The 25,426-nt window shown below is 71.0% G+C and carries 22 protein-coding genes; 12 read left to right on the top strand and 10 right to left on the bottom strand.

Features of this window, described 5'->3' with window-relative positions:
- Positions 1–165 precede the first annotated feature (165 nt).
- Positions 166–1,965 carry a DUF4012 domain-containing protein gene (locus GC092_RS12530; protein WP_324012296.1) on the top strand — a complete coding sequence of 600 codons (1,800 nt, stop codon included), beginning with the start codon at positions 166–168 and terminating at the stop codon, positions 1,963–1,965.
- On the opposite strand, the gene GC092_RS12525 is transcribed toward GC092_RS12530, so the two are convergent.
- Positions 1,945–3,201, bottom strand: a complete 1,257-nt coding sequence (locus GC092_RS12525; protein WP_324012294.1) for a hypothetical protein — start codon at positions 3,199–3,201, stop codon at positions 1,945–1,947. The genes GC092_RS12530 and GC092_RS12525 overlap by 21 nt on opposite strands.
- A 271-nt stretch (positions 3,202–3,472) precedes the next feature.
- On the opposite strand from GC092_RS12525, the gene GC092_RS12520 reads away from it, so the two are divergent.
- The gene (locus GC092_RS12520) at positions 3,473–3,883 is read left to right on the top strand and encodes a glycosyltransferase (protein WP_324012292.1); all 411 of its coding nucleotides are present in this window, start codon (positions 3,473–3,475) and stop codon (positions 3,881–3,883) included.
- 30 nt (positions 3,884–3,913) lie between these two features.
- Here the strand turns inward: GC092_RS12520 and GC092_RS12515 are convergent, their stop codons facing one another.
- Positions 3,914–4,282 (bottom strand): VOC family protein, encoded by a 369-nt coding sequence (locus GC092_RS12515; RefSeq protein ID WP_324012290.1) that lies wholly within the window; start codon positions 4,280–4,282, stop codon positions 3,914–3,916.
- Positions 4,283–4,335: 53 nt separating this feature from the next.
- Between GC092_RS12515 and GC092_RS12510 the strand changes: the two genes are divergently transcribed.
- The 3 genes from GC092_RS12510 (at position 4,336) to GC092_RS12500 (ending at position 6,802) form a co-directional block, all read left to right on the top strand.
- Positions 4,336–4,803 carry a MarR family winged helix-turn-helix transcriptional regulator gene (locus GC092_RS12510; protein ID WP_324012288.1) on the top strand — a complete coding sequence of 156 codons (468 nt, stop codon included), beginning with the start codon at positions 4,336–4,338 and terminating at the stop codon, positions 4,801–4,803.
- Positions 4,804–4,982: 179 nt separating this feature from the next.
- On the top strand, positions 4,983–6,209 hold the full coding sequence (locus GC092_RS12505) for an FAD-dependent oxidoreductase (RefSeq protein WP_324012286.1): 1,227 nt from the start codon (positions 4,983–4,985) through the stop codon (positions 6,207–6,209).
- A gap of 2 nt (positions 6,210–6,211) precedes the next feature.
- Positions 6,212–6,802: a TetR/AcrR family transcriptional regulator gene (locus GC092_RS12500; RefSeq protein ID WP_324012284.1), complete on the top strand. Its 591-nt coding sequence runs from the start codon at positions 6,212–6,214 to the stop codon at positions 6,800–6,802.
- Between the two features lie 55 nt (positions 6,803–6,857).
- Here GC092_RS12500 and GC092_RS12495 read toward each other — a convergent pair whose 3' ends face one another.
- From GC092_RS12495 to GC092_RS12485, 3 genes are read right to left on the bottom strand one after another with little or no spacing between them, the layout of a single operon-like run.
- Entirely contained in the window at positions 6,858–7,748 is an 891-nt protein-coding gene (locus tag GC092_RS12495; RefSeq protein ID WP_324012281.1) for a sugar phosphate isomerase/epimerase family protein, read from the bottom strand.
- On the bottom strand, positions 7,745–8,149 hold the full coding sequence (locus GC092_RS12490) for a C-glycoside deglycosidase beta subunit domain-containing protein (RefSeq protein ID WP_324012279.1): 405 nt from the start codon (positions 8,147–8,149) through the stop codon (positions 7,745–7,747). Before GC092_RS12490 ends, GC092_RS12495 begins: the two co-directional genes overlap by 4 nt.
- A gap of 17 nt (positions 8,150–8,166) precedes the next feature.
- Positions 8,167–9,711, bottom strand: a complete 1,545-nt coding sequence (locus GC092_RS12485) for a GMC oxidoreductase (RefSeq protein ID WP_324012278.1) — start codon at positions 9,709–9,711, stop codon at positions 8,167–8,169.
- 172 nt (positions 9,712–9,883) lie between these two features.
- Here GC092_RS12485 and GC092_RS12480 point away from each other — a divergent pair, with 172 nt between their 5' ends.
- The 4 genes from GC092_RS12480 to GC092_RS12465 all read left to right on the top strand — a co-directional run bounded on the left by GC092_RS12480 (position 9,884) and on the right by GC092_RS12465 (position 14,929).
- Positions 9,884–11,335: an MFS transporter gene (locus GC092_RS12480; RefSeq protein WP_324012275.1), complete on the top strand. Its 1,452-nt coding sequence runs from the start codon at positions 9,884–9,886 to the stop codon at positions 11,333–11,335.
- A 4-nt stretch (positions 11,336–11,339) separates the two neighbouring features.
- Positions 11,340–12,659: an ROK family protein gene (locus GC092_RS12475; protein ID WP_324012273.1), complete on the top strand. Its 1,320-nt coding sequence runs from the start codon at positions 11,340–11,342 to the stop codon at positions 12,657–12,659.
- A gap of 212 nt (positions 12,660–12,871) precedes the next feature.
- Positions 12,872–13,930 carry an acyltransferase family protein gene (locus GC092_RS12470; protein ID WP_324012271.1) on the top strand — a complete coding sequence of 353 codons (1,059 nt, stop codon included), beginning with the start codon at positions 12,872–12,874 and terminating at the stop codon, positions 13,928–13,930.
- 33 nt (positions 13,931–13,963) lie between these two features.
- Positions 13,964–14,929 carry a glycosyltransferase gene (locus GC092_RS12465; RefSeq protein ID WP_324012269.1) on the top strand — a complete coding sequence of 322 codons (966 nt, stop codon included), beginning with the start codon at positions 13,964–13,966 and terminating at the stop codon, positions 14,927–14,929.
- Between the two features lie 537 nt (positions 14,930–15,466).
- Here GC092_RS12465 and GC092_RS12460 read toward each other — a convergent pair.
- Both GC092_RS12460 and GC092_RS12455 read right to left on the bottom strand, forming a co-directional pair.
- On the bottom strand, positions 15,467–16,159 hold the full coding sequence (locus GC092_RS12460; RefSeq protein ID WP_324012267.1) for a hypothetical protein: 693 nt from the start codon (positions 16,157–16,159) through the stop codon (positions 15,467–15,469).
- 453 nt (positions 16,160–16,612) lie between these two features.
- Complete coding sequence (locus GC092_RS12455) at positions 16,613–17,446, bottom strand: EamA family transporter (RefSeq protein WP_324012265.1); 834 nt, start codon at positions 17,444–17,446, stop codon at positions 16,613–16,615.
- Between the two features lie 517 nt (positions 17,447–17,963).
- On the opposite strand from GC092_RS12455, the gene GC092_RS12450 reads away from it, so the two are divergent.
- Positions 17,964–19,403 (top strand): O-antigen ligase family protein, encoded by a 1,440-nt coding sequence (locus GC092_RS12450; protein WP_324012263.1) that lies wholly within the window; start codon positions 17,964–17,966, stop codon positions 19,401–19,403.
- The gene (locus GC092_RS12445) at positions 19,400–20,431 is read left to right on the top strand and encodes a hypothetical protein (protein WP_324012261.1); all 1,032 of its coding nucleotides are present in this window, start codon (positions 19,400–19,402) and stop codon (positions 20,429–20,431) included. Before GC092_RS12450 ends, GC092_RS12445 begins: the two co-directional genes overlap by 4 nt.
- A 423-nt stretch (positions 20,432–20,854) precedes the next feature.
- Here the strand turns inward: GC092_RS12445 and GC092_RS12440 are convergent, their stop codons facing one another.
- Complete coding sequence (locus tag GC092_RS12440) at positions 20,855–21,745, bottom strand: LysR family transcriptional regulator (RefSeq protein WP_324012260.1); 891 nt, start codon at positions 21,743–21,745, stop codon at positions 20,855–20,857.
- 196 nt (positions 21,746–21,941) lie between these two features.
- On the opposite strand from GC092_RS12440, the gene GC092_RS12435 reads away from it, so the two are divergent.
- Entirely contained in the window at positions 21,942–22,787 is an 846-nt protein-coding gene (locus GC092_RS12435) for an NmrA family NAD(P)-binding protein (RefSeq protein WP_324012259.1), read from the top strand.
- A gap of 326 nt (positions 22,788–23,113) precedes the next feature.
- Here GC092_RS12435 and GC092_RS12430 read toward each other — a convergent pair whose 3' ends face one another.
- Positions 23,114–24,124, bottom strand: a complete 1,011-nt coding sequence (locus GC092_RS12430) for a glycosyltransferase family 2 protein (protein ID WP_324014910.1) — start codon at positions 24,122–24,124, stop codon at positions 23,114–23,116.
- Positions 24,124–25,329, bottom strand: coding sequence for a polysaccharide biosynthesis protein (locus GC092_RS12425; RefSeq protein ID WP_324012256.1), 1,206 nt, complete (start codon positions 25,327–25,329; stop codon positions 24,124–24,126). The genes GC092_RS12430 and GC092_RS12425 overlap by 1 nt, the downstream gene beginning before the upstream one ends.
- Positions 25,330–25,426 lie beyond the last annotated feature (97 nt).

Here is a 25,426-nt window from a genome sequence, read left to right as displayed (position 1 = left end):
TCCTGAGGCACGGCGGTATCCGGCGCCGAGTGCAACTCGGCTACCGCACGCGCAGCCCTTCGTGAGGATTGTCCGGAGCGGCCCGAACTATGCTGGGCGAACCAGACCAAGACGGACCGACAGTTCGCTGTCCGGTTCCGGCAGAGCCAGGAGTTGCGCCACACAATGACTTCGAGCAACCGCACCGAGCCGTCCGAGCCTCGGGAGAAGCCGAGTCGCAGGGGACGATTGCTTCGACGCTGGCTTGGATGGGGCATTCCGGTTCTCGTGCTTGCCTACGCGGCGGTGCTGGCTGTAAGCGCCTTCATCGCCTACAGCGCGTTGCGAGATGTCGTTCCTCTTGCAAGCGAGGTCCAGAACAAGGTCGCCTCGGGCGACGCGGTTGGCGCTCAGTCCTCGGTCGATGACGTGGCAGAGAAGACCGCTACTGCTCGCGCTTCCACTGACCACCTGTTCTGGCGAGGCGTCGAGTGGGTCCCGTTCGTCGGGGACGACATCGCCTCCGTGCGCCTCGCCGCAGCCGCGGCCGATGACCTCGTTCGTGACGCGTTGAAGCCGTTCGCTGGCGTCGATATCACGGCCATCGGGCCAGAGAACGGCGCGATCAATCTGGACGCTGTGCGTTCGCTCGCGGAGCCGATGTCGCAGGCAGCTGTCGCGACGGAGAAGGTGCAGATCGATCTCAGCGCCATCGACACGTCGACTTTGCTTCCGCCGGTCCAGGATGCCGTCGGCCAACTCACCGGCGCCGTCGAAACGCTTTGGCCCACGCTCGTGCGTCTCGACGAACTCATGCCACACCTTCCGACGATGCTCGGTGGAGATGGACCACGGAACTACCTCGTGATCGTTCAGAACAACGCCGAAGCGCGGACGACGGGCGGGAATCCTGCGTCGCTGATGATGCTGACTGCTGATCAGGGACGCATTTCAATCAGTCAGCAAGCGGCTTCCACGGACTTCAACAACGGTCGGCCGGAGCCGATCATCGATCTGGATCAGGGCACGGAGGCCCTGTACGGGACGCGCGTCGGGAAGTTCATCCAGGACTCGACGATGTCCCCGAGCTTTGATGAGACGGCGCGGCTCGTGCGGGCGTTCTGGCAAGAGACCTACGGGGACCCAGGTGTCGGCGTGCTCTCTCTCGACCCGGTGGCTCTCGGCTACATCCTCGGTGCGACCGGACCAGTGAACCTTCCGACGGGTGATCAGATCAACTCCGAGAATGCCGCTGACGCGCTCCTTAACCGCGTGTACTTCAAGTACCCGGACAACGCCTCGCAGGATGCGTACTTCGCGGCCGCTGCGGGGGGCGTGTTCGAGAAGATCACGAGCGGGTCCGCGGATATCGTGAAACTCGCGCAAGCGCTGGGTAGGGCAGGATCTGAGGGCCGCATCTACTTCTCATCGACGGACCCGATAGAGGCGCGGGCCGTTCAAGGCACGACTCTCTCGACCCCGCTCCCCGCCGACAACGAGGACGAGACTGCTCTGGCGGTTTTCGTCAACGACACCACCGAAGGCAAGCTCGACTACTACGCGAATATGAGCGTCGAAGCGAGCAGCAACGTCTGTCAGCCGGAGGAAGCACCCACGTTCACGACCAAGGCGACCTACAACTACACCCTGCAGCCGGGCGAGGTCGCGGATCTGCCCAAGTACATTTCGACGGGCAAGTTCTACGACCGTGGCGTGAAAGCGACGGACATGGTCTTCTATGGCCCGGTCGGAGGCACCTACGTGTCCGCCAAGGTTGACGGCCAAGATTACGTGCCCGTCGCCGGGACGATGGACGAGGGACGCCCCGCGGTTCGGGTGCTGATCGAGAACCAGCCGGCCACCTCCCACACGATCGAGGTGACCTTCGCCGGTGCCGAGGGGCAGGAGTACGGCCCCCTTGACGTCGTGCACACGCCTCTCGTGAAGAAGGTGCCGGTCGAGACTTCAACCCCAGGCTGCGAGTGAGCGGCGGGCGAGCGTGGTCATGACCGCGCTCGCCGCGACCGCACCGACGGCCATCGGAATCGCACGGTAGACGAAGAACGCGTGCCATGTGGAGTGGCCGGACAAGCTCTCGAGCCACACGACGGTGAGGAGCGCGGGTGCCGCTAACAGTGCCATCCGCCAAGCACCCGCGCTGTCGCGCTTGCGGATGAGCATGACGACAGCCCAGGCGACGACACCCAGCACGGCGAGCGCCACGGGCAACGCCGTCGGCACATCGAGCCAGAACCCCGCATTGATCTTGGAGGCGGCGCCTAGGCCGCTTGGCAGGTCGGCGCCGGCTTCTGCGCCGCTCGTCCATCGGCCGACTTTGCCGGAGAGCTCGTCCCAGCTCACCGCTCCGCTTGCGAGACCGACCAGCCATCGCGCGGCCCAGGCCGCGCCATAACCCCCGAGCCAGCTTGCGGTCGCGAGGCCGAGCACTCTCGCCCCGTCTCGGAGAGACGCGGGGCTTGAGGCCAGCCGCGAAGCCACGGCACCGAAGACGAAGAGCGTCCAGGCGATCGGCGGATTGTGGAGAAAATCGACGTAGACGAAAACCGCACCCGCCACGAGCCCAGCCGCCGCGGTGCCCCAGACGCTGCGCGCGCCGACGATGAGACCGAGAACGCCGCCGAGCAGTGCGACCGAGAACTCAACGAGGTGTGAGAAGCCTGTCGTCGTCTGCGTTATGAAGTTCGTCGATACCAGCACCGGCGCCAGCAGCGCGACGGCGGCCGCAAGCCCGATCCGGCGACGCGCGACGACGAGCAGGGCGACAACTGCGGCTCCAACGAGCAAGGTTGCGGCCATCCGCACTGCGCCGATCCCGCCGAGCGCGAGGAGCGGCCGGGTGAGTACGGCGAAGCCGCCCCAGTACCGTCCATAAGTTCCTTCTACGGCCGGGACGCGTCCAGTGCTCAACGCTTCGACGCCCGTGACTGCCGGCTCGCAACTTCCGAGGTGCGGGAAGGTCAGTGCTGCCCAGAGCGGGTCGATCGCGGAGGCGGTCCGGGCCGAAAGCCCCGCGGTGAGCACGATGCAGTCGGTGTACGCGTCGGAAAGACCACGGTGCGAGAGTCCGTCCGACGGGTGGTCGGTGGTCGTCCAGAGCCCGTCGGCGATATCCGTTGCGAGCTCGCTGTAGATGAAGACGGCTGGGATGGCATGCGCGAGGACGAGAAGGAGCAGGAACACGATCTGCAGAGCGATGAACAACCCGCTCGCCGCGAGCGCCCAGCGCCACACCCCGAGAGATCCGGAGAGGGCAGCTCGGACTGTGCGCATGGGGAGGGCCTTCGAACTCGCGCAGAGCTCTGCTCTGCATGCACGGCCGTCGTGCACTTCTCTCGAACCTACCGGCCAGGGGAGGAGACGCGCTCGCGGTGAGACGCAAAGCGCACTGGAGGCGGTCGCGATCGCGGCTAACAGTCGCTTCATCGCCGAGCGCATCGACGGCGCCTGGGAGCGCGCCTCCGGTCTGCCTGTCGTGCTCGCCGTATCGGGGCCCGACGAAGACCGGCTCCACACGATCGCGGACGAGACGTACCCCGGCGCGGTGACCTTCGTGCACCATCCGTCGAATCCGCTGCTGACCGCCATCCTGCAGCGCGCTTCGGTGCTCGTCTTCGCGCCCATCGAGGACTTCGGGATCATCCCCGTCGAGGCGATGGCGGCCGGCACGCCCGTACTCGCGAACGCCATCGGGGGAGCGGTCGAGTCGGTGCTCGATGGCGTCACGGGGGCGCACGTGCACGACTGGGACTCCCCGTCGGAGCTGCGCGCGGCGGTCGACAAGGCGCTCGCCTCGTCGCCGGCGGAGTGCCGGGTGCGCGCACAGCGGTTCGGTGAAGACGTCTTCGCCCGCGAGATCCAGGGGTTCGTCGAGCGGAACGTGTGAGGAAGGGGCGCCCGAGCGCCCCTTCCTCGCCTACGCCCGGTCGTGGATCGTGACGTGATATCCGTCGGGATCCGCGAAGGTGAAGGTGCGCCCGAACGGGCCGTCGATCGGCGCGGAGACGATCGTGTGACCCGCATCGGCGAGCGCATCGTGGATCGCCTGCGCGTCGGTCGCGTGGAGCCAGATCGCGGTGCCGATGCCCGGCTGCGCGGCCGACTCGAGGTCGGTTCCGGGCACGAGGTCGCGCAGGGCGAACGCGATCGGAGTCGTCTCGAAGACGACGGCGTGCGGCGGCCCTGCCGGCGAGCGCACGAGACCAAGGTGCTGCTCGTAGAACGCCTGCGACGCCTCGAGGTCGCGCACCTGCAGGGAGATGAAATCGGGGCCGGTGACGGGCATGTCTGCTCCTTTGTGTCAGATAACTGACAAGGAGGCTATGTCAGACTTCTGACATGAGTCAAGACGTGATCGATCTCGAGACATCCCTCGGCTATCTGCTGAAGGAGGCGTCCTCCGCGCTCCGTTCGGCCATGGAGGCCGTGCTCCGACCGCTCGGGATGACGGTGACGCACTACGCCTGCCTCGAGCTGCTCGCGCAGCGGCCGGGCCTGTCGAACTCCGAACTCGCACGCGGGGCGTTCGTGACGCGTCAGTCGATGAACGTGCTGCTGCAGACGCTCGAGCAGGACGGCTCGGTCACGAGGCCGGCGGAGGCCCGCGTGGGGCGGGCGCTGCCCGCGGAGCTCACCCCGCTCGGTCGGGAGCGCCTCGAGGCGGCGAGCACCGCCGTCCGCGCGGTCGAGGACAGGATGGTCAGCGGGATGACCCCGCGCGAGCAGGAAGCGGCGCGGTCTGCCCTGCGGAGCATGATCGCGGCGTTGACCGGGCGCGGCGATGCGGAGCGTGCCGAGGAGCAGTGACCGCCGGGCCCCGGCCATCCGGATATCGGGGTGCCGTCGGCATCAGCCGCGCCGATAGGCCGCATCGCGATCCGCGATGCACCCTTACCCTCAAAATGTAACGCCGTTATCGTTCTTCTCGGGCGCAGAGCCGCGCCCGTCTCGAGCTCGTCGTCGTCGGCGACTCGAGGGAGGAGATCATGGAGATGAACGTTCCCGTCGTCGTCATCGGTGCGGGCCCTGCAGGCATGGCGACCGCGCTCGCACTGCACACCGTGGGACAGGAGGTGATCCTGCTCGAGAGGTACCCCGAGGCGCGCCCGGCCGGCAATATCCTCAACCTCTGGCCGCCGCCCATCCGCGCACTCGGCGAGATGGGCGTCGACATCGACGACCTCGGAGCCCCGTGCCACACGACCTTCCGCAACGCCCGCGGAGCGGTCAGGGCCGAGGTCCGCCTGCCCGACGACGTCGTCCGCGACTACGGCGGCGGGTTCATCGGCATGCTGCGGCCTGAGCTGTACCGGCGGATGCTTGCGGCGATGCCTGAGGGGGTGCTCCGCACCGGAGTGACCGTGGCGCGGATCGAGGATGGCGAGGGCGCGGCACGCGTGCACCTCGCGGACGGCACGAGCATCGACGCCGGCGTGATCGTCGGAGCCGACGGCATCCACTCGATGGTGCGGACGCACCTCTGGGGTGAGGAGCCGATTCGATCGCACCGCCTGCACATCATCGGCGGGTACACCTTCGCCGACGTCCCGGGCGCCGAGCGCAACGAGGTCGTGCTCGCTCACGACCGCACGGTGCAGGGCACGTACTCGTCGATCCGCGACCGGGGTCGCGACGGCTACCAGTGGTGGATGGTCGAGGCATGGGATGCGGATCGGCCCGCTCCCGACGACCTGAAGGCGCACGCGCACGCCGCGCTCGTGAACTTCGGGTCGCCGCTGCGGGATCTCGTCGCGGCGACCGATCCCGCGCACACCCAGCGCTGGCCCATCCGCGACCGCGTGCCGCTCACACAGTGGTCCAAGGGGCGCATCACGCTGGCCGGCGACGCCGCCCACGCGACGTCGCCCTACGCGGCATACGGTGCCGGGATGTCGATCGGCGACGGGTACACGCTCGCCCAGTGCCTGACCGGCGTCGACCTCGCCGACGCGACGGCTGTCGCCACCGCACTCCGTCGCTATGACGAGCGCCGCATCGCGCACACGACATCGCAGGTGCAGCAGGCGTACATCCTCGGCAAGGTCTTCCACCACACCCCGCGCCCGCTGCGCCCTCTGCGCGACTGGGTGCTCGACCGCACGCCCCTGCTGCAGAAGCAGGTCGGCGAGCGCAGCCCGGGTGAGATCGTCGCGCAGCTCGCGGAGATGGGCGCCGGGCTTGCTCCCGAGGCGCCGGGCGCGCGAAGCTCGTGAGGATGACGACGAGGGCCGAGACAGCAGACGTGCGCCCGCCGCGCCAGGAGCGGAGCGCGCGGACCTGGGACCGCGTTCTGAGCGTCGCGATGGACCTCTTCGCCGAACGCGGATGGGATGGTCTCACGATCGCGGAGGTCTGCCGCCGCGCCGAGGTCTCGGCCCCGTCGATCTACGCGCGGGTGGATGGCAAGGCCGGCCTCTTCCGCGCCGCGCACGAGCGCTGGCTGCGTGACATGGAGGAGTCCGAGGCGGCGATCGCCACCCGGCTCGAGCAGGAGGAGCTCGATGGCGCCGATCGCGCCGCCCACCTCATGGCCGAGCTCTACGACGCCAACGCCTCCGTCCTGCGCGCCGTGATCGACCGATCGGTCCACGACGACGAGCTCCGTGCGCGTGGCGCGGCTGCGTCGCGAGCCCTCGTGGCGCGCGTCGCAGACATCCTCCCGCTCGAGGGGAGTCGCGCCGCGGAGACCTCCGAGGCGCTGTACGCGGCGTGCGTGCTGCGGGTGCTCGTCGGGGACGACTTCCTGCGCGCGAGCGGCGAGGAGCTCGATGCCTTCGTCGCGCGCCTTCGTCGAATGGTCGGCTGAACGTATGGACGCCCCCTGTCGAGCGACACGGGGCGTCCACGCAGGGGCCGGCGGATCAGCTGCCGCGGATCTCGCCTTCGAGGCGGTGCAGAAGCGCGTGCTGGCGGCGCACCTGCTCGACCGCGCGGTACGGGCTCCGGTCGCCCTCGTACTCACTGGAGAGATAGCCCGACCAGTCGCTCGCGATGAGCGTCTCGAGGATCTCTCGCCACGGGATCTGCTGGTCGACGAGCTGCGCGTCGATGTCGAAGAACTTCGCCTGGATGAACGCGGTGTACGGCAGCACGCTCTCGAGATCGGACATCGGCAGGGCGAGCGGCTTGCGCCATCCTTCCTCCTGCGCCTCCTCGCTGAGCCCATCGTGGTTCGCGGTGGTGATCGCGCGCTGGAAGATCCCGGTGTCGATGAGGAGTCGGAAGTGGTCGGTGCCCGTCCGCTCGATGAACGACACGTACTCCTCCACGACGGGGTGGCGGATGGGCGTGGGTGCGTGGATCTCGGGGCAGATCACGATGTCGAGGTCGGCCGCGAGAGAGAGGTTGCGCTCGATGACCTCCTCCCAGATCGGGTGCGGGCGCAGGTCCATCGACACGACGCCGATCTTCGGGCGCAGGGTCGTGAACCCGAGCGTGGAGGCGAGTCGGAGGTCGGCGGCGAGCATGTCCGCACCCTCGTCGGCCGTGAGGTCGCGGTGGCGCCACATGCTCGAGTCGATCCACGAGCCGTAATTCGTCGCCTCGAGCGCGTGCTCCTCGAGCAGGGCGTGCCAGCGATCGATCCACGCCGCACTCGGCGTCGGGTACGACGGGATGTTGCCCTCGCCGAGGATCTCGATGCCCGTCGCGCCGAGGTCGGCGATCTGGCGCATCGCATCGTCGAGGGTCATCAGGGTGTACATGTCTCCCGTGTAGCTGTACAGGGAGACGCCGTACTTCAGGGTGCTCATGAGACGACGACGACCTCTCGCTCGGCGTGGAAGACGGATGGCTGGAACTCGGCCGGGATGTACGGCGCGTGGATCGCGATGTCGACCTGCAGGCGGTGCACGCCGACGGGAAGGCCGCCCTCGTGCGGCACGGTGATCACGGCGGGCTCGTCGAGCTGCCAGCGGACCTCGCGATCCGACTCCCGCAGCTGCTGCGCCGTGAAGGTGCGCCCCTGGAGCGTCCAGAGCGCGACATCGCGCGCCCAGCTCAAGTCGCCCACGGTGACAGCGACGCCGTCGATGAGGCTGCCCCACACGCCGCGGTAGTTCGGCATGCGCAGTTCGAAGCGGAACCCCGTGGTCCGCCCGTCGGCGACGACGTTGCGCACGCCGACGCTCTGGATGATGTCTCTGTCGAGCATGGGACTCCTCGTTCTGGTCAGTGAGTGGTGAGCGCGTCGGCGATGTGGCGCGCTCCGCGCACCGCGAGCGCCACACCCGTGAGGGTCGGGTTGCACGCGGTCGCGGTCGGGATGACGCCGTTGCCGGCGACGTGCAGGCCGCGGACGCCCCACACCTGGCTGCGGCTGTCGCACACCGAGGTGCCGTCGTCGACGGCGCCCATCCGCACGGTGCCCTGGTAATGCAACGAGGCTCCGGCGGGGAACACGAGTGGCTCGGGGTCGAGGGCCTCGCCGAGCGACTCGCCTGCCTCGAGGATCGCGCGACGCGCGGTGTCGAGCGTCGCGCGGTCGCGGTCGGTGAGCGTGTAGTGGATGCGCATCGCCGGCATCCCGTAGTCGTCGACCTCGCCGTCGTCGAAGGCGACGCGATCGGACGCCTGCAGGTCCTTCGCGCAGAACCAGCCGAGGCCCACGATCGACCCGGGCACGATGTCGCCCTCGATCGGCACGGGCGAAGCGTCGAGCTGCATGACCTGCCCGTGGAAGGGGAGCGCGTCGGTGAACGGCACCCAGCTCACGCCGCTCTGAGCGGTGATCGTGGTGTCGCCGGTCGACGCGTCCGCGACCGGGTCGACATCCCGCAACCGCACGGCGTGCACGATCTGGGGCTGGTCGTTGAGATAGCGCCCGAGTGCGGGCGGGCGGATTCCGGAGGCGTGAAGCACCTGCGGGGTGCGGAGGCTGTCGGCCGCGACGACGACGAAGGGCGAGGGGATCTCCTGCTCCTCGCCCGTGCGGAGGTCGCGGACGCGCGCGCCGGTGACGCGCTCTCCGTCGACGAGGACGCGCGTCGCGAGCGCCTCGTCGATGAGGACGGCGTTCGGATTGCTGCGCGTCTCGTCGCCGAAGACGACATCGGCCCCCGACCACACGAGCCCCGAGTCGGTGCGTCGCACGGCGAGCGGCATCGGCTGCACGCGACGATCCGGCGTCCGCCCGTCGTCCAGCGCGGCCGACAGCCGTGCGCGGACCGTGCTCGCGAGCGGCGCATCGGCGAGAGCATCCGCGCTCACGCCGAGGAGGCGCTCCGCCTCGTCCAGCAGGTCGTCGAGGTCGTCGAGGAAGTCGATGCGCTCGCTCTCGCCGGGGCGGGGGCACGCGCCGGTCCAGTGCGCGCCCATGCCGCCGACGTTGCTCGACATCGCGGCGGCGGGCAGGCCGTCCTCGCCGTCCTGCCGCCAGCCAGACGTCAGCAGGAAGGTGCCGGGGCGCTGCAGCCGCGCCTCGGCGCTCGTGTACCCGTCCATCGTGTCGGAGGAGACGTCGTCGACATGCGGTCGCGGCCCCTCCGACCGCCGCTGGGCGCGCGCTCGCTCGTCGGGGTCGGCGATGTTCTTCACGTGCGCTCCGGGCGGTGTGCTCACGCACGGGCCCGCCTCGACGATCACGAGGCGGGCGGAGGGGGCGCGCTCGCTGAGGATGCGGGCGTACGCCGCGCCGGCCGGCCCGCTGCCGATGATCACGACATCGGCGTCGGTCGGCAGGCGGCGCTCGCCAGGGGTGGCTGTCGGGTCGGTCATGGTGCTCCTTGCGGTCAGATCGATTCCCGAACTTAAGTGCTGTAAGAGCAGAAGTGCAAATAGCGGTCGGCTATGACGCGCATCAAGACGTCTGATGCTCGCCTGATTGACTTCTGTTCGGTCGGCACGCAAGTATGCCTACCGACGGACACCCCAACAGAAGGGCTCGACGATGAGCGACACCTCCCGCCGCCGCGCGACACTGGCCTCCACGGCAGCCGTTCGCGCGACCATCCCGCCGCGCGGTCTCGCGGCGACCGACCCCGACGACCCGCGCGCCGTGGGCAAGCGCGAGCGCGCCGCTTTCGCGCTGGGCGACATCGCGTCGAACCTCACCTGGACGACGATCTCGAGCTACCTGCTGTTCTTCTACACCGACGTCGCGCTCATGAGCGCGGCGGTCGCCGGCGTCGTGATCCTCATCGCGCGCGTGCTCGATGCGTTCTTCGATCCCGCCGTGGGCGTGCTCCTCGACCGGACGACGACGCGCTGGGGGCGCGCCCGGCCGTATCTCCTCTTCGGGGCTCCGCTCCTCGGCGTGCTCACCTTCCTCACCTTCCTCACGCCGGGAGGAGGAGACGACTTCCCGACGATCGCGTACGCCGCGGCGACGTTCGTCCTCGTGGGACTCGCGTACTCCGCCGTCAACGTGCCGTACGGCGCGCTCATGGCGATGACCACGCGCGACTCGGGCATGCGCATGAAGCTCGCGGGGCTGCGCTCCTTCGGCGTCGGGATCGGCATCATCATCGTGTCGACCTTCACCCAGCCGCTCATCGCGGCGATCGGCGGCTCGACGACCTCGAAGACCGGCTTCGCGGTGACGATCGGCATCTACGCCGCCGTCGGCGTACTCCTTCTCTGGCTCGTCTTCGCCTGGGTGAAGGAGCGCGTGCCCGCGACTCCCGTGACGCACGAGCGCGGCACCTTCGCCCGATCGCTCCGCTCGCTCGCGGGCAACCGTCCGTGGATCGCCGTCTTCGTCTTCTCGGTGCTCGCTTTCGCCCGGCTCGGTGTCGTCACCGGCGGCGCCGTGTACTTCGCGATCTACGCGCTGGGCAACCCCGGTGCCATCCCCATCGTGCTCCTCGCCTTCTCGCTCTCCGCCGTCGTCGGATCGCTCCTGACCGCGCCGATCCTGCGACTCCTCGGGCAGCGCCGCGCGATCATCCTGGGTCTCGCGCTCTCGATCGTCCTGACGTACGCGATGTACCTCGTGCACACCGACCTCATCGCCTTCTCGATCGTCTTCTTCATCGCGAACATCCTCGGCGGGTTCGGGTTCGTGGCCGCTCCGGCCCTCATCGCCGACACGGTCGAGTGGCAGGAGGCGCGCAGTGGACGACGCGACGAGGGCCTGCTCTTCGCGGGCTACAGCATGAGCACGAAGATCGGCGCCGCGATCGGCACCGCGCTGCTCGCGTGGGGGCTCGCCCTCATCGGATACGACCCGGCGCACGTGACGGCCGCGACCGCCGATGGGGTGCTCTGGCTCTTCCTCCTCCTTCCCGCCGGCATCAGCGTGCTGCAGATCCTCGCGATCGCCGGGTACACGCTCGAGCGGCGGCTGCCCGAGGTCGCCGCCGCCGTGCGCGCGCGCCGCGCCGAGTCCGCGGGAGAATGACGGGGTGACCATCCCGGCAGCGCCCCTGCTCGGCGGCCTCCTCGAGGGCCGCCGTGCAGGCGCGGTGGCGCCCGCGCTCGACGCCGCCCCGCTCGCCGTGCTGATCGAGCTCGTCCGGACCGGGATCGCCCGTACCCGACCCGAGCTCGTCGTCGCGAGCGGGCTCAGCCGGAAGATCGTGTCGCAGCGCGTCGAGCAGGCGATCGCGCTCGGTCTCCTCGAGGAGGGCGAGCTCGCGCCATCCGGGGGCGGCCGCCAGGCTCGCACCCTCCGATTCCGTGCGCGCAGCGGTCACGTGCTCGTCGCCACGCTCGGCGCCTCGGAGTTCACCGCGGCCATCGCGGACCTCGACGGCACGATCGTCCGCTCGTCGCATGAGGACTGGGATGTCGCGCACGGGCCCGAGGAGACGATGCAGCGCATCACGTCGCACTTCGCCGCGCTCGCCGCGCAGGGGGGCGCGGCGCACCCGTGGGCCGTCTGCATCGGCGTGCCCGGGCCTGTCGACTTCGCGACCGGGCGCCTCGTCTCGCCGCCGATCATGCCCGGCTGGCACGGCTTCAGCGTGCGCGCGTGGATGCGCGACATCTACGACGCGCCCGTGTGGGTCGACAACGACGTCAACCTCATGGCGCTCGGCGAGTGGGCGCGCGGGCGCGCGGTGACCGGGTCGGACGCGCTGTTCGTGAAGATCGGCACGGGCGTCGGGGCGGCCTTCATCTCACGCGGCCGGCTCATCCGCGGGCAGCGCGGGGCCGCCGGCGACATCGGCCATACGCACGTCACCGACGACCCCCGCGCGCAGTGCCGCTGCGGCAAGACCGGATGCCTCGAGGCGGTCGCGAGCGGATGGCGGCTGCTGGCAGACCTCACGGCACGCGCGGACGAGAGCGCCGTGATCACCGCGGCGATCGCGCGGCGCGGTCGCGTCGTGCTCGGCGACGTCGCGGAGGCGGTCGCGGTGGGCGACCGTCTCGTCATGGAGCTCGTCGACGACGCAGCGCGGACGATCGGCGGCGTCGTCGCCAACCTCGTCAACTTCGCGAACCCGGGCGAGGTGATCATCGGCGGCGGCGTGCTGCGCATGGGCGACCGCATTGTCCGGATCGTCGAGGAGGTCATCCGCGAGCGGGCGGCCGAGCTCGTCGTGGAGGGCCTCGTCGTCCGAGGGTCGACGCTCGACCAGCGCGAGGGTGTCACCGGCGCCGCGCTGCTCGCGACAGAGAGCCTGCTCACGCCCGCGAACCTGGCCCTGTGGGTGGAGGAGGCGCGCCCGCACGCCCACGCTGCGGAGGTGCAGCGGATCGCCGCGGTCTTCGGCTGAGCGGATCGGGCCGGCCTCGCTCCGGGTGCTTGCCTTGAACGGCCGCTTAGGCGGTCGGATGGCGACCGGACGGGGCAAGGACCGCGGTCTCGTTCCGGGGGCTTGCCTCGAACGGCCGCTTGGGCGGGCGGATGGCGACCAGTCGGGGAAAGGATGGCGGCGCCGACGGCCCGGCCACGGCCATCCGAACCCTCCCGCATAGGCTGGGGCGCATGGCCCGGACCGAGCGCATCGTGTGGATCGACGCGGCCCGCGGCATCTGCGTGCTCGGCGTCGTGCTCATGCACACGACGCTCTCGAGCTACCTCGGGCATCTGCAGCCGGGGGCATCCACGGGCTTCTGGTCGTGGTTCATCGACGCGATGACGCCGTTCCGCATCCCGGGGCTCGCGATGCTGAGCGGCCTGCTGCTGGCGCGACGGATCCGGCACGGATGGTCCGACCGCACCGTGCGCGTGTCGGTCGCCTCGTCGTACTGGCTCTACGCGGTGTGGCTCCTCGCGTTCGCGCTCTACGCCGGGCTCGTCGGCGCGTACGTCTGGACCGGCCCGCTCGGCGGGACCGGTGCCATCCGCTGGGATGCGTACCTCAACGAGCTCGTCCTGCCGAAGACGCTCCTCTGGTACGTGTTCGCGCTCGCCGTGTGGACCGCTCTTCTGGCGACGCTGCGCCGGGTCGACCCTGCTCTCGTCCTCGTGACGCTCGTCGTCGTGTCGATCTGCAGCCACTACGTGCCGGTCGCCGACAACAACGACCAGTACCGCAACCTCATGCGGTACGCCGTCTTCTTCGCGATCGGCGTCTACGGATCGGCGTGGCTGCGCGAGCGCGTCGCGTCGCGGCACCTCCCGTTCGCGCTCGGCGCGCTCGCCGTGTACCTCGGCGCGGGCGGCATCATGGCCATGGGCGATTCGCACGTCGGCGCGGTGCTGTCGGTGCCTCGCGACGCGGCCGCGGCCATCCTGCTCCTGCTGCTCATGTCGGTGCTCTGCCGGGCGCGGCCCGTCGGCCGGGCGCTCGCGTGGATCGGGCGCCGGACTCTGCCGATCTACGTCCTGCACGGACTCCTGCTCGAGCTGCTGTCGCGCGTGCCGAACTGGGGCCTCGTGATCGACCGCCCGGTCATCCGCTCGCTCGCGCCGCTGCTGGTGACGCTCGCCATCGCCATCCTGTCGGTCGCGGTCTACGAGCTCGTCATGCGCACCCCCGCGCGGGTCGTGTTCGAGCTGCCGCGGCCGGCGAAGCGCGCGCTGCTGGGGGAGCGGCGGTAGGGGCCCGGTCTCCGGGACGACAGAATGGAACCCATGGCACAGGTCGCGATCGACACCCGGTGGGATGGCATCGCCGGCATCCAGCGCTACTCGCGCGAGGTGCTCCCGCGGCTGACGACGCCGTGGCAGTCGCTCGGGCTCGACGGCGACCACCTCGCCCCGCTGGATGCGCTGCGCGCCGTGCCGCGCGACCGCCTCCTCTACTCGCCCGGCTACAACGCCTTCGTGCGGGCGAAGCGGCAGCTCGTGACGCTGCACGACCTCATCCAGCTGCAGACGCCGTGGCCCGGGCGCGCGAAGTACCTCGCGTACTACCGGCTCGTGGTCCGCCCGGTCGTGCGGCGGACGGGTGTCGTGCTCACGGTCTCCGAGACGTCGAAGGCGCTCATCGAGGAGTGGCTCGACGACGACGCCGTGCGGGTCGTCAATGCGGGCATCGGATGCTCCGACGCCTTCCGCGCCGACGTCGCGCCGGCCCCGGGCGATCCGTACCTCATGTACGTCGGCAACCTCCGTGCGCACAAGAACGTCGAGGTCGTGCTCGACGCCCTCGGGCGCGTGCCGGATGCGCGACTGCGGATGCTCCTGCCCGCGCGCGAGCACGAGCAGGCCGAGCGGATGGCCGCGGAGCGCGGCATCTCGGCTCGCGTCGAGCTGCTCGCGGGGATCGACGACGCCGCGCTCGCGCGCCACTACCGCGGCGCGGCGGCGACCGTGATGCCGTCGACCCTCGAGGGCTTCGGTCTTCCCGCGCTCGAGAGCGTGATGACCGGCACCCCCGTGCTGTTCTGGTGCGGGTGCGCGGCGGTCGCCGAGACGGTGGGCGATCGCGGCCGCGCCGTCGAGAACGCGACCGACGTCGAGGAGTGGGCTGGCGCCATCCGCTCGGCCCTGGCCTCCCCGCGTCGCGTCGATCCGCCCGCGTCGGGGTACGACTGGGACGCGACCGCGCGCACGATCGACGCGACGCTGGGGGAGCTGCTGGCCTCCGGTCGTTGAGCGCGCCGTCCCGGTCGTTGAGCGGAGCGAGCGCCAGCGAGCGCAGTCGAAACCTCGTGAGCCGATGTCGGGACGGGTGTCGTTTCGTCTCGCTTCGCTCGCTCAACGACCGGCGGTGGTTGCTCGTTCGACGACCGGGGTGGGGCGTCCTTCCGGTCGTTGAGCGGAGCGAGCGCCAGCGAGCGCAGTCGAAACGTCGTGAGCCGATGTCGGGACGGGGTGTCGTTTCGTCTCGCTTCGCTCGCTCAACGACCGGGGGCCGTCCTTCCGGTCGTTGAGCGGAGCGAGCGCCAGCGAGCGCAGTCGAAACGTCGCGAGCCGGTTTCGGGAGCGGAGGCGTCGTTTCGTCTCGCTTCGCTCGCTCAACGACCGGGAGGTGGTTGCTCGTTCGACGACCGGGGTGGGCCGTCCTTCCGGTCGTTGAGCGGAGCGAGCGCCAGCGAGCGCAGTCGAAACGTCGCGAGCCGATCTCGGGAGCGGGGGCGTCGTTTCGTCTCGCTTCGCTCGCTCAACGACCGGGGGCGCTGACGATCCGCGTCAGCGCGGAACGGTCTCCAGCTCGAGCGTGATCAGCGGAAGCTCGTCGCGAGGAACGACGACCGTGACGATTCCGCCCGTGGGCAGCTCCGTGCCGATCGCATAGATGTGCGGGTCAGTGTCGATGAACGCGCCATCGAGCTCGAGGCCATCCACCATCAGCGAGATCGGCCGCTGGACCGCGCGCTCGCGGATGTCGGGCGCGGGCGGGAGTCCGCCGGCGACTCCCTCGAGGCCGCGTTCGATGCGGAAGGTGTTGCGCAGCACATGGTTCGCGTGCTGGACGAGCACCGCCGCTAGAGACGCTTCCTCCGAGGGATCGCGGTGCCACGTCGTCCGCACGGCCTCCCACAGCTGCGGGAACCGCATCTGCTCGGTCATCTCGACGAGCCAGTCCGGTCGAGGGTGGGCGGAGGCCTCCTCGAGGGAACGCCGCATGTCATCGTCCATCTCGACGAGGTTCCCCGGGGCCATCCGGTTGTCGGGATCGCGGATGAGCGTGTACGTGAAGCTGACGTGCATCTCGCGCAGCCCGCGGCCGTCCTGACCCTGTTCATAACCGGATGGCATGGCGCTCTCGAGATGCCGCTGCGGCACGAGAGTCAGCACCTGCACCGGCATCTCCCGGAGCTTCTGACGCCACTCCACGCGCGGGTCGGGGATGTCCTCTGGCGATACCTCGACATGCTCCATGGGTTCCAGTGTGGCCGAGCGCCCTCAGCGCGGCCAGGAACTCGAGGCAGGTTGCGTCGTTTCGTCTCGCTTCGCTCGCTCAACGACCGGGAGATGGGGCGTCCTTCCGGTCGTTGAGCGGAGCGAGCGCCAGCGAGCGCAGTCGAAACGTCGCGAGCCGATCTCGGGGACGGGGTGTCGTTTCGTCTCGCTCCGCTCGCTCAACGACCGGGGGTGATTGTTCGCTCAACGACCGGGGGTGGGGCGTCCTTCCGGTCGTTGAGCGGAGCGAGCGCCAGCGAGCGCAGCCGAAACGCCGCGAGCCGACGTCGGGGCGGGTGTCGTTTCGTCTCGCTTCGCTCGCTCAACGACCGGGGCGTGGTTGCTCGCTCAACGACCGGGGCGTGGTTGCTCGCTCGACGACCGGGGCGTGGTTGCTCGCTCGACGACCGGGGTGATTACTCGAACGCGCGCTCACGTGCTGATGAGCACGAGCGCGAGCGTGCACAGCGCGAGGCCGATGCCCTCGGTGCGCGTCCACCAGCGACGCGTGACGATCGCCGCCGCGACCACCGTCACCGCCGGGTAGAGCGACGTGACCGCCGCCGCGATGGCGAGATCCCCGAGCTGGGCCGCGATCTGGTAGCTCACCGTCGCGACGCCGGCGAGGACGCCCGCCACCGCCGCCATCCCGACCGCCCGCCGGGGGAGCGAACCTCCGGTACGCAGGACTCCGACGGCGAGCACCGCGAGGAGCGCGACCGAGACGCCCTGGCCGATCGCGAGGGGAACCAGGCCCGCCGCTTCCGACGTCTGGCCGAGGCAGGTGAACTGCGTCCCGAAGCCGGCGCCGGCTCCCGCGCCGATGAGCAGGCCGCGCCGGTCCGCTGCGGACCGGCCGCCTGCCGCGACGAGCCAGATCGCCGGGACGACGGCGATGAGACCGGCCGTCTGCAACGGCGTTGGCAGACCGCCGAACGCGACGCCGACGACCACTGGGATCGTCACCGCGACGACACCCGACATCGGCGCGACGCTCGTGACCGAGCTCGTCGCGATGCCCCGGTAGATCAGCACGTTGCCGATCGCGCTGCCGAGCCCCGCGCCTGCTCCCCAGAGGACATCCGCTCCGGTCGGAGCTCCCTGCCCGACCGGCGAGACGACGAGGAGCACCGCGAGCACCGCCGCGCATGCCTGGCTGATGAGCGCGACGACCCGAGCGTCGATCCGCTCGGACGCGCGCCCGCCGACGTAGTCCGACAGGCCGTACGAGACGGCGGCCGCGATCGCGAAGGGGAGCGTGAGCACGGTCGTTCAGTCCGCCGGAGCGGTGAGCTGGTCGCGGTGCCGCTGGGGTGCACGCGGCACGCTGTCCCGCGCACACTCCGGGGAGTCGTGCCCGTGCGTCGCAGTCAGGACGATCGCCGGCTGCATCGAATCCTCCTCGGTCGGGCCTTCGCGTCCGACCGTAGAGGGCGGCGCTCCACGTCGGAAGTGCCGCTCGTCGTCACACGCTGCGTGGCGGCGGGAATGCTCCCCACTCGTCGCGCTCCCTCGAATCCTCGGCCGGGTCAGCGCTCATGGAGCGAATGTACTCGTCGAGGTGAGGAAGGGAGAACGCGACGTATCCGTGGCCGTCTGCCTTCACGCAGCCGGTGTCGATGAGCCGCCGCTTGTAGACCTGAACACGAGCGCTGCCGTCTGATCGCGAGCGCGGACTCACAACTGGGGACTATCGCCCGGGCACCGCCTCCCAGGGCTCGGAAGTGAGAGCGCTAACCTGGATGGCGGGGGACGCAAGACCTCCATACCGTGCCGTCGACGTGTGGAGCAGATCGTGATCGTCCTGGCCGAGCCGTCGTTCCTCGGCTCCCGCACGCCGCTCGAGATCGTCCTCATCCTCGCGGCCGCCCTGCTCGGGGCCGGCGTCATCGTGCTGCTGTCGTTCCGGCTGCCGGCGCGGACGCTGCTCGCGGGCGCCTTCGCGCTCGGCACGCTGCAGTTCTTCGGCCCGTTCGGCTTCACGTCCCTCGGGCTCATCGCGACGGCGGCCCTCCTCCCGGGCGCGATCTGGCGCTTCTGGCGCGGCAACGCCCACGTCTGGATCGGGCTGCTCGGCGCGCTCGCCGTGTGGCAGGCGATCTCGGTGCTCTGGGCCGACAAGGTCGGCTCGGCCGCCTATGGCGTCCTGCTCACCCTCGCGCTGATCGCCACCGCGCTCCTCGCGCGCGAGACCATCCGCTCGTCTCCGCAGGGGCTCATCGCGGCCCTCGCGATCGTGTCGCCGCTCATCCTCATCGAGGCGTGGCTCGTCACTCTCTTCCGCCTCGCGCCCGATCTCGAGAAGGCGTATCTCACGTCGCCGATCGCGCGCGTGTTCACCGAGCCGGGCGTCGAGATGATCGCGCACGGCAGCACCGAGAACGTCAACGACATCTTCAAGGCCGGCGGCCTCTTCCTGAACGCGAACACCGCGTCGCTCTTCCTCGCGGTGGTCGCGTGCCTGTACGTGTGGGCGGCCCTGCAGCGCCCGGGCCGCGCTCGCTTCTGGCTGTTCCTCGCGGTCGCGGCCATCTCGCTCGACGCCTCCCTCGGAACCGGATCGAAGACCCCCCTCGTCGCCATCGTCATCCTGCCGGTGCTCGGCGTGCTCGCCCTCGTCGCCGTGCGCAAACCCATCCTCACGGTCGTCGTCGCGGTCGCCGGCGCGGGGCTCGCCGCGGGCGCCGTCGCCGTCGTCACCGCCATGCGGCCGCGCCTGCTCGACGAGGTCGTGCGCACGCTCGACGAGCGGCGGCGGCTGTGGGGCGTCGTCTTCCAGAGGTTCCCCGAGAACTGGTTCACGGGGCTCGGCTTCGGCAACTGGCGGCTCACGATCGCGGAGGAGTGGCGGATGGCCTTCCCCGGCCGCGGCCTGCAGCTCTTCCCGCCGCACAACCTCTTCGCGCAGGCGTGGGCCGACGCCGGCATCATCGCGCTGCTCCTGACGATCGCGCTGTCGCTGCTCCCGATCATCGCCGTGCTCCGCCGCATCGGCGCCGCGCGCCACGACAAGCTCGTCTCGCGCGCGTCCGTCGAGCTGCTCGTCGTGTTCGTCGGCGTCTCGTGGGTGCTCGCGCACGGCATGCTCGACACGACGACGTTCCTCGGCGACAACCACCTCGTGCCGTTCTTCGCCGCGATCACGGCGGTCGCGTTCTCGACGCGGCTGGGGACGCGGCAGGATGGTCGCATCCCATCCGCCTCCGTCAGTCAGGCCGCATGACCACCTACGTGTACTACCCGCGCGGGCTCGCCACAGGCGGGCCCGAGGCGCTGCACCAGCTCGTCGACTCGCTCCGTCGCCAGGGGCAGGACGCGTTCCTCGTCCCGGTGCCGGGCACCGAGGAGGCGCCTCGCGCGGAGCGCTACGCGCACTACGACGCCCCCGAGGCGCCCGCGGTCGTCGATGCGCCGGGAAACGCCATCGTCGTTCCCGAGACGCAGGCGCTCCTGCTGCGGGGCCTCGCGCACGCGCAGCCGTTCGTGTGGTGGCTCTCGATCGACTACGCGCCGCGCTTCGTCATCGAGCGCGCTCAGAAGTCGACGCTCCCGCTCGAGCGCACGCCGATGTCGCGCCCGCCGCTCATCTGGGCCCGCCATCTCAAGCGCGCCCTGCGCGGTGTCACGACGGGGGAGGACGCCGTGCTCGCCCGCGCGGGCCACCTCGTGCAGTCGCACTACGCGTGGAACCACGTCTTCGCGCACCTCGGCCGGGTGGGGACCATCCTCTCCGACTACACGCCCCTGGACTTCCCCGAGACGGTCGCCGTCGAGGGGCGCGCGCCGCGCATCACCTACAACCCCGCGAAGTCGGCCGCGCTCATGCGCGAGTTCTCACGGCGCTGGCCGGGCATCGAGCTCCTGCCGCTGCGCGGGATGACGCGCGACGAGGTCGCCGACGCGCTGCGGACATCCCTCATCTACCTCGACCTCGGCACTCACCCCGGCAAGGACCGGATGCCCCGCGAAGCCGCCGCGATGGGCGCGATCGTGCTCGTCGCGCGCCGCGGCGCGGGGGCCAACGACGTCGACGTGCCGCTGCCGTGGGAGCACAAGGTCGACGTCGCCCCCGACGTCGTCGCGGCGGCGCACACCGCCATCGAGCGCGTGCTCGCCGACCCGGCCGCCGCACTCGCCGCGCAGGAGCCGTACCGTGCAACCATCCGCCGCGAGCGCGAGGTGTTCGACCGCGAGGTCGAGGCGGCGTTCATCCGAGGCGAGTTCGGCCGCGACGGCGCCGCGGGGGTGTAGGGGGCGCTGCTGGGGCTGGGGTCCGTCCCGCGTCCGTCACGGGCCGTCCGTCACCGGGCCCGGCCATGCCGCACCGGCCATCCGTATCCCGCGTCCGTCACCTGACTTCCCACACCACCCATCCGTATCCCGATTCGGATCGGTGGGGCCGGTGTGGCCTGGTGTCGTGCAACACGCGCACGTTCGCCCCACGACTCCGATTCCCGTGACGTCGCTGCCGTATCCCGATTCGGATCGGTGGGGCTGGTGTGGCCGGGTGTCGTGCGACACGCGCACATCCGTCCCACGACTCCGAATCCGGTGACGTCATTCGGCCTGCAGGTCGGCTGTGTCACTCGGCCCGACGTGCCGGCCCCCGTCGCTGCCTAGCCGGCCCGACGTGCCGGCCCCGTCGCTGCCTCACTGCCGCGGCCGCCGACGGCCTCAGCGGGCCGAAGCCCGGGCCGGAGCCGCGGCTTCCGCGACCTGCTCCGCTGCCCGCACGAGCGCCGCGACGGCGCGCGACCGCGAGTCCTGCGGCCACACGATCGACAGCTCCGTCGTCGGAGCGTCAGCCACCGTCAGATACGCGACACCCTGGCGCGGGTACCGCTCCGCCACATGCGCGGGAAGCAGCGCGACGATGCCCTCGAGCTCGACGAGCGCGAGCAGCTGGGGCAGGTCGCGGATGTCGTGGTCGCGAACGAGGGCGCGCTGGTACGCGTGGAAGCCGACCTCGTCGTCAGGACCCGAGATCGGGAGCGCGAGTGCGGCGAGGGTCGTGCCCGATCCGGCGAGGGACGCTCCCGCGAGCGGATGGTCGACGCGCACGGCGGCGACGGTCTCCTCCTCGCTCAGGCGGTCGGCATCCAGACCCGTGCGGTCGAACGCGCCGCGGATGAGTGCGACATCCGCTTCCCCGCGCCGCAGGAGGACGGGCTCCTCGCCCCACGCACACAGGCGCACCGAGACCTCGAGGTCCGGCTCGTCTTCGGCGAGGCGCCGGAGCAGAGCGTCGAGGAATCCGCCGTCGTTGTCAGCCTTCATCGCGAGCACGACCCCGTGCGGCGCGGCCGCCGCACGCTGTGTTCGGCGGCCTGCGGCGTGCAGCGCGTCGAGGGCCGTGCGAGCGTGCTCGAGCAGGACGATGCCCGCCGGCGTGAGCGACACGGCGTGCGTGCTCCGCTCGAACAGGGTGACGCCGAGCTCGCGCTCGAGGGCTCGGATGGCGCGCGACAGCGGCGGCGTCGACATGCGCAGGCGCTCGGCGGCACGCGTGAAGTTCAGCTCCTCCGCCACCGCGACGAAGTAGCGGAGCGATCGGGACTCGAGCATCGCGCCTCCTCTTCTGCGACCATCCTCGACCATCCCGACCGCGATCGCGTGCCGGTATGACTCCAGGGGCAATACCCGTGACCGACCCGATCCTTCCACCGCGACGGGCGCGGCGCGAGGGTGGAGACGCCCGGATCTCGGGCCACCCACCGCGTCGACCGTGCGTCGGCGCGCGAACACGAGGAGCACAGCACGGATGATCATCGTCACAGCCGCCACGGGCAAGCTCGGCAGCGCGGTCGTCGAGCGTCTCATCGACCGCGTGGGGGCGCAGGAGGTGGGCGTCGCCGTCCGCAATCCGGCCGCGGCCGCGGGACTTGCCGAGCGCGGAGTCCGCGTGCGCCGCGCGGACTACGCCGACCGCGCGTCGCTCATCGACGCCTTCGAGGGAGCGCGGCGCGTGCTTCTCGTCTCAGCGCGCGGAAACGGCCCGGATACGGTCGAGCTCCACCGCCGCGCGATCGACGCCGCGCGCGGTGCGGGCGTCGAGCACCTGGTCTACACGAGCCACATGGCGTCGCGCGCCGACTCGCTCTTCTCGCCGATGCGGGATCACCACGCGACCGAGGCCGCCCTGGACGCGTCGGGCCTGTCGTACACCTCGCTGCGCAACGGGTTCTACGCGTCGACCGTGCCGATCCTGCTGACCGGGGCGATGGCGACGGGGGAGCTGCGGACTCCCGTCGACGGCCCCGTCTCCTGGACCACGCACGCCGACCTCGCCGACGCCGCGGCCGTCGCGCTCACGACCGGCCTCGGCACCGGCGCGACACCGCCGCTCACGGGCGGCGAAGCCCTCGACATGGCGGCCGTGGCCGACGTCGCGTCGCGCGCGACGGGGAAGACCATCCGCCACACGGTCGTCTCGCCGGAGGAGTTCCGTTCGGGTCTCCTCGACGCGGGCGTCCACGCCTTCCTCGCGGGCATGCTCGTCGAGATGTTCGCTGCGGCGCACGCCGGGGAGTTCGCGGCGGTGCATCCGGCGCTGGCGGAAGCGCTCGGTCGCGCGCCCCAGACGCTGCAGGACGAGCTGGCGGGGTAGCCGGGGCCGGGGCCGGGGCCGGGGCCGGGGCGTGCCCGGGCGGCGGGCGCGGCCCATCCGTCACCGGATTCGGATCGGTGGGGCTGGTGTGGCCTGGTGTCGTGTGGCACGCGCACATCTGTCCCACGAGTCCGATTCCGGTGACGCTGGCGCCGCCGCCGACGCCGGCCCATCCGTCACCGGATTCGGATCGGTGGGGCTGGTGTGGCCTGGTGTCGTGCGACACGCGCACATCTGCCCCACGACTCCGAATCCGGTGACGCCGCTGAGCACCCCGGCCCGGTCCGAACCACACGCGCCCCGGACCCACCGCCCCCGCCCCGGCCTCAGCGCCGGAAGACGCGCAGCAGCTTCCGCATCCCATGCTGCTCCGGAGGGAGGTCGTGCAGCAGGAGCGCATCGATGTCCGCCGCGGTCGCGGAGCGGGCGCCCTGGATCCGGCGACGCTCCCGCAGCGCGTGCGGCAGCAGGCGGATGGCCCCGCCGATTCCGCGCAGGGCATGCGCTCCCGAGCCGGTCGCGAAGGTCTTGCCGAGCATCATCGCGAAGAGCAGGGCGAATCTCGGCCAGATCACGTGACGGAGGCCTGCGGGCACGTCCTTCACGAGGAGGACGGGGAGGTTCTTGAACGTCTGCCGCACGGTGAAGCCGGGGATGCGTCCGCTCGTCGCGCCGATCCGATGATGGGCGACAGCCGCCGGCTCGTACACGATCTCGTGGCCCGCGAGCCGTGCGCGGAACCCGATGTCGATGTCCTCGAAGTACGCGAAGAACGTCTCGTCGAACAGGCCGATCTCATCGAACAGCGCCGTGCGATAGAGCGACGCACCGCCGCTCGCCGAGAACACGCGCCCCTTCTCGGGGGCGTGCGCGCGGCCATCCGATCGCCCGCGGGGGAACGGCATCCCCCAGACGCTCAGGCCGTCGCCGGCCGTGTCGATCGTGCCCGCGATCGCGGGGTCGTCGGAGCGCCGGAGGAGCAGACCGGTCGCGATCGCCGCCTCCGCGTCGGCCTCGAGCGCCGCGACGAGCGTGGCGAGCCAGCCGGGCTCGGGGAGCGCGTCGTTGTTCAGCAGCGCGACCGCGTCGTAGTCGTCGTGCTGCGCGAGCCGGATGCCGACGTTCACGCCGCCCGCGAACCCCAAGTTCTCGGGCTCCAGGCGGAGGCGGATGGCCCCGCTTTCGGCACGCGCGCGAAGACGCCGCACGTCGTCGGGGGAGGAGCCGTTGTCGACGACGAGCACATCGGCCGGATGCGTCTGCACCGCGAGGCCGTCGAGGCACTCCTCGGTGTCGTCGATGCCGTTCCAGTTCAGGACGACGACGAGAACCCGCATCACACCCTCGCCTTCCGCGCCGCGAGCACGTACCCCACCTGGACGAGGAGCACGACGACCTCGGCGGAGGCGAGGCCCGTCGCGCCGCCGACCGACCCCCACAGCGCCGACAGCGCGAGCGTCAGCGGCACGCCGACGACCGCACCGGCCACGACGCTCACGAAGATCGCGCGGGTGCGCCCGAGCGGCACGAGCACATGCCGCCCGAGGGATGTCGTGAGCGAGATGCAGAGGATCGCTGCGCCGAAGAGGATGGCGGTGGCCGCGTCCATCTCCTTCCCGCGGAAGAGGATGCCGGTCAGCCACGGCCCGATGAGCGCGAAGGCCGCGAACCCGAGCACGCCGAGCACGGCGTGCAGGAGCAGGGCCTTGCGAGCGCGGGCGCCGAAGTGCGCGCGATCCTCCTCGACGACCCAGCCCTGCAGGGCGTTGCCCTGCGCGCCCACGACCGTCTGGCCCATCCGGAACAGCTTGTCGCCCGAGACGTAGGCGGCGGCCTGCGCGGTCGTCGTCCCGGCCGTGACGAGCGACACGGCGAGCGTCGTGTACGCGCCGCTCACCGTCTCCGTCGCCGCCGCCGCGAGGTGTCGACGGGCGAAGGCGAGCGATCCCCGCCAGTCGCCGCGCACGAGGGCGGCGGGCTTCATCACGCTCGCGGCATATGCGGCGATGCCTCCCGCGATCGCGAGCAGCAGGAGCGCCGGGTACCAGAGCACGGGGCCGCCGACGAGGATGATCGCGCCGCCCAGTGCGGTCGCGGCGGCCCGGGGGAGCAGTTCGAAGAGGATGAGCGGCAGCGGGCGCCCGAGTCCGATGAGGAACCACGCCGACGACAGCCCGCCGAGCGTGATCGCGACGGCCATGGTCGCCGCGATCGGGGCGTCGGCACCGGGAGCGAGCACCGCCGCGATGACCGCCGCGACGAGCGCCCCGGGGAGGGCGACCGCGAGGCGCGCGCGCGTCCCGGTCGCGAAGAGCTCGGGGCGCTCGGCCTCGGGCGCGAGGCTCACGAGCGTGGGCCCGACGACATTGAGGCCGAGGCTCACGGCGAGCGCGAAGAACCCGCCGACCGACTGGCCGACGGCGACCGCGACCCACGGGCCCGCTCCCGCGTTGTACGCGAGGACCGGCAGGACGAGGAACGGGATGAGCGCCGACGCCGCCGGGATCGTCGAGAAGCTCAGGAGCCGTCGTGCGAGGGCCATCAGGCGTCCCGGTTGCGAGGTCGGGTTGCGGCGTTTCGTCTCGTCGCTGGCGCTCCTCGCTCAACGTCCGGGGAGGTCGCTGGCGCTCCTCGCTCAA

The organism is Microbacterium sp. JZ37 (assembly GCF_035188445.1).
GTDB lineage: Bacteria > Actinomycetota > Actinomycetes > Actinomycetales > Microbacteriaceae > Microbacterium > Microbacterium barkeri.
This window is presented reverse-complemented; position numbering and strand designations above follow the sequence as displayed.

Bases quoted from the DNA above. Each gene is read 5' to 3' on its own strand.
- GC092_RS12460 (WP_324012267.1), bottom strand. From the start codon at position 16,159: ATGGAGCATGTCGAGGTATCGCCAGAGGACATCCCCGACCCGCGCGTG.
- GC092_RS12490 (WP_324012279.1), bottom strand. From the start codon at position 8,149: ATGCTCGACAGAGACATCATCCAGAGCGTCGGCGTGCGCAACGTCGTC.
- GC092_RS12500 (WP_324012284.1), top strand. From the start codon at position 6,212: ATGACGACGAGGGCCGAGACAGCAGACGTGCGCCCGCCGCGCCAGGAG.
- GC092_RS12515 (WP_324012290.1), bottom strand. From the start codon at position 4,282: ATGCCCGTCACCGGCCCCGATTTCATCTCCCTGCAGGTGCGCGACCTC.
- GC092_RS12445 (WP_324012261.1), top strand. From the start codon at position 19,400: ATGACCACCTACGTGTACTACCCGCGCGGGCTCGCCACAGGCGGGCCC.
- GC092_RS12435 (WP_324012259.1), top strand. From the start codon at position 21,942: ATGATCATCGTCACAGCCGCCACGGGCAAGCTCGGCAGCGCGGTCGTC.
- GC092_RS12465 (WP_324012269.1), top strand. From the start codon at position 13,964: ATGGCACAGGTCGCGATCGACACCCGGTGGGATGGCATCGCCGGCATC.
- GC092_RS12505 (WP_324012286.1), top strand. From the start codon at position 4,983: ATGGAGATGAACGTTCCCGTCGTCGTCATCGGTGCGGGCCCTGCAGGC.
- GC092_RS12510 (WP_324012288.1), top strand. From the start codon at position 4,336: ATGAGTCAAGACGTGATCGATCTCGAGACATCCCTCGGCTATCTGCTG.
- GC092_RS12495 (WP_324012281.1), bottom strand. From the start codon at position 7,748: ATGAGCACCCTGAAGTACGGCGTCTCCCTGTACAGCTACACGGGAGAC.
- GC092_RS12470 (WP_324012271.1), top strand. From the start codon at position 12,872: ATGGCCCGGACCGAGCGCATCGTGTGGATCGACGCGGCCCGCGGCATC.
- GC092_RS12485 (WP_324012278.1), bottom strand. From the start codon at position 9,711: ATGACCGACCCGACAGCCACCCCTGGCGAGCGCCGCCTGCCGACCGAC.
- GC092_RS12425 (WP_324012256.1), bottom strand. From the start codon at position 25,329: ATGGCCCTCGCACGACGGCTCCTGAGCTTCTCGACGATCCCGGCGGCG.
- GC092_RS12530 (WP_324012296.1), top strand. From the start codon at position 166: ATGACTTCGAGCAACCGCACCGAGCCGTCCGAGCCTCGGGAGAAGCCG.
- GC092_RS12440 (WP_324012260.1), bottom strand. From the start codon at position 21,745: ATGCTCGAGTCCCGATCGCTCCGCTACTTCGTCGCGGTGGCGGAGGAG.
- GC092_RS12480 (WP_324012275.1), top strand. From the start codon at position 9,884: ATGAGCGACACCTCCCGCCGCCGCGCGACACTGGCCTCCACGGCAGCC.
- GC092_RS12430 (WP_324014910.1), bottom strand. From the start codon at position 24,124: ATGCGGGTTCTCGTCGTCGTCCTGAACTGGAACGGCATCGACGACACC.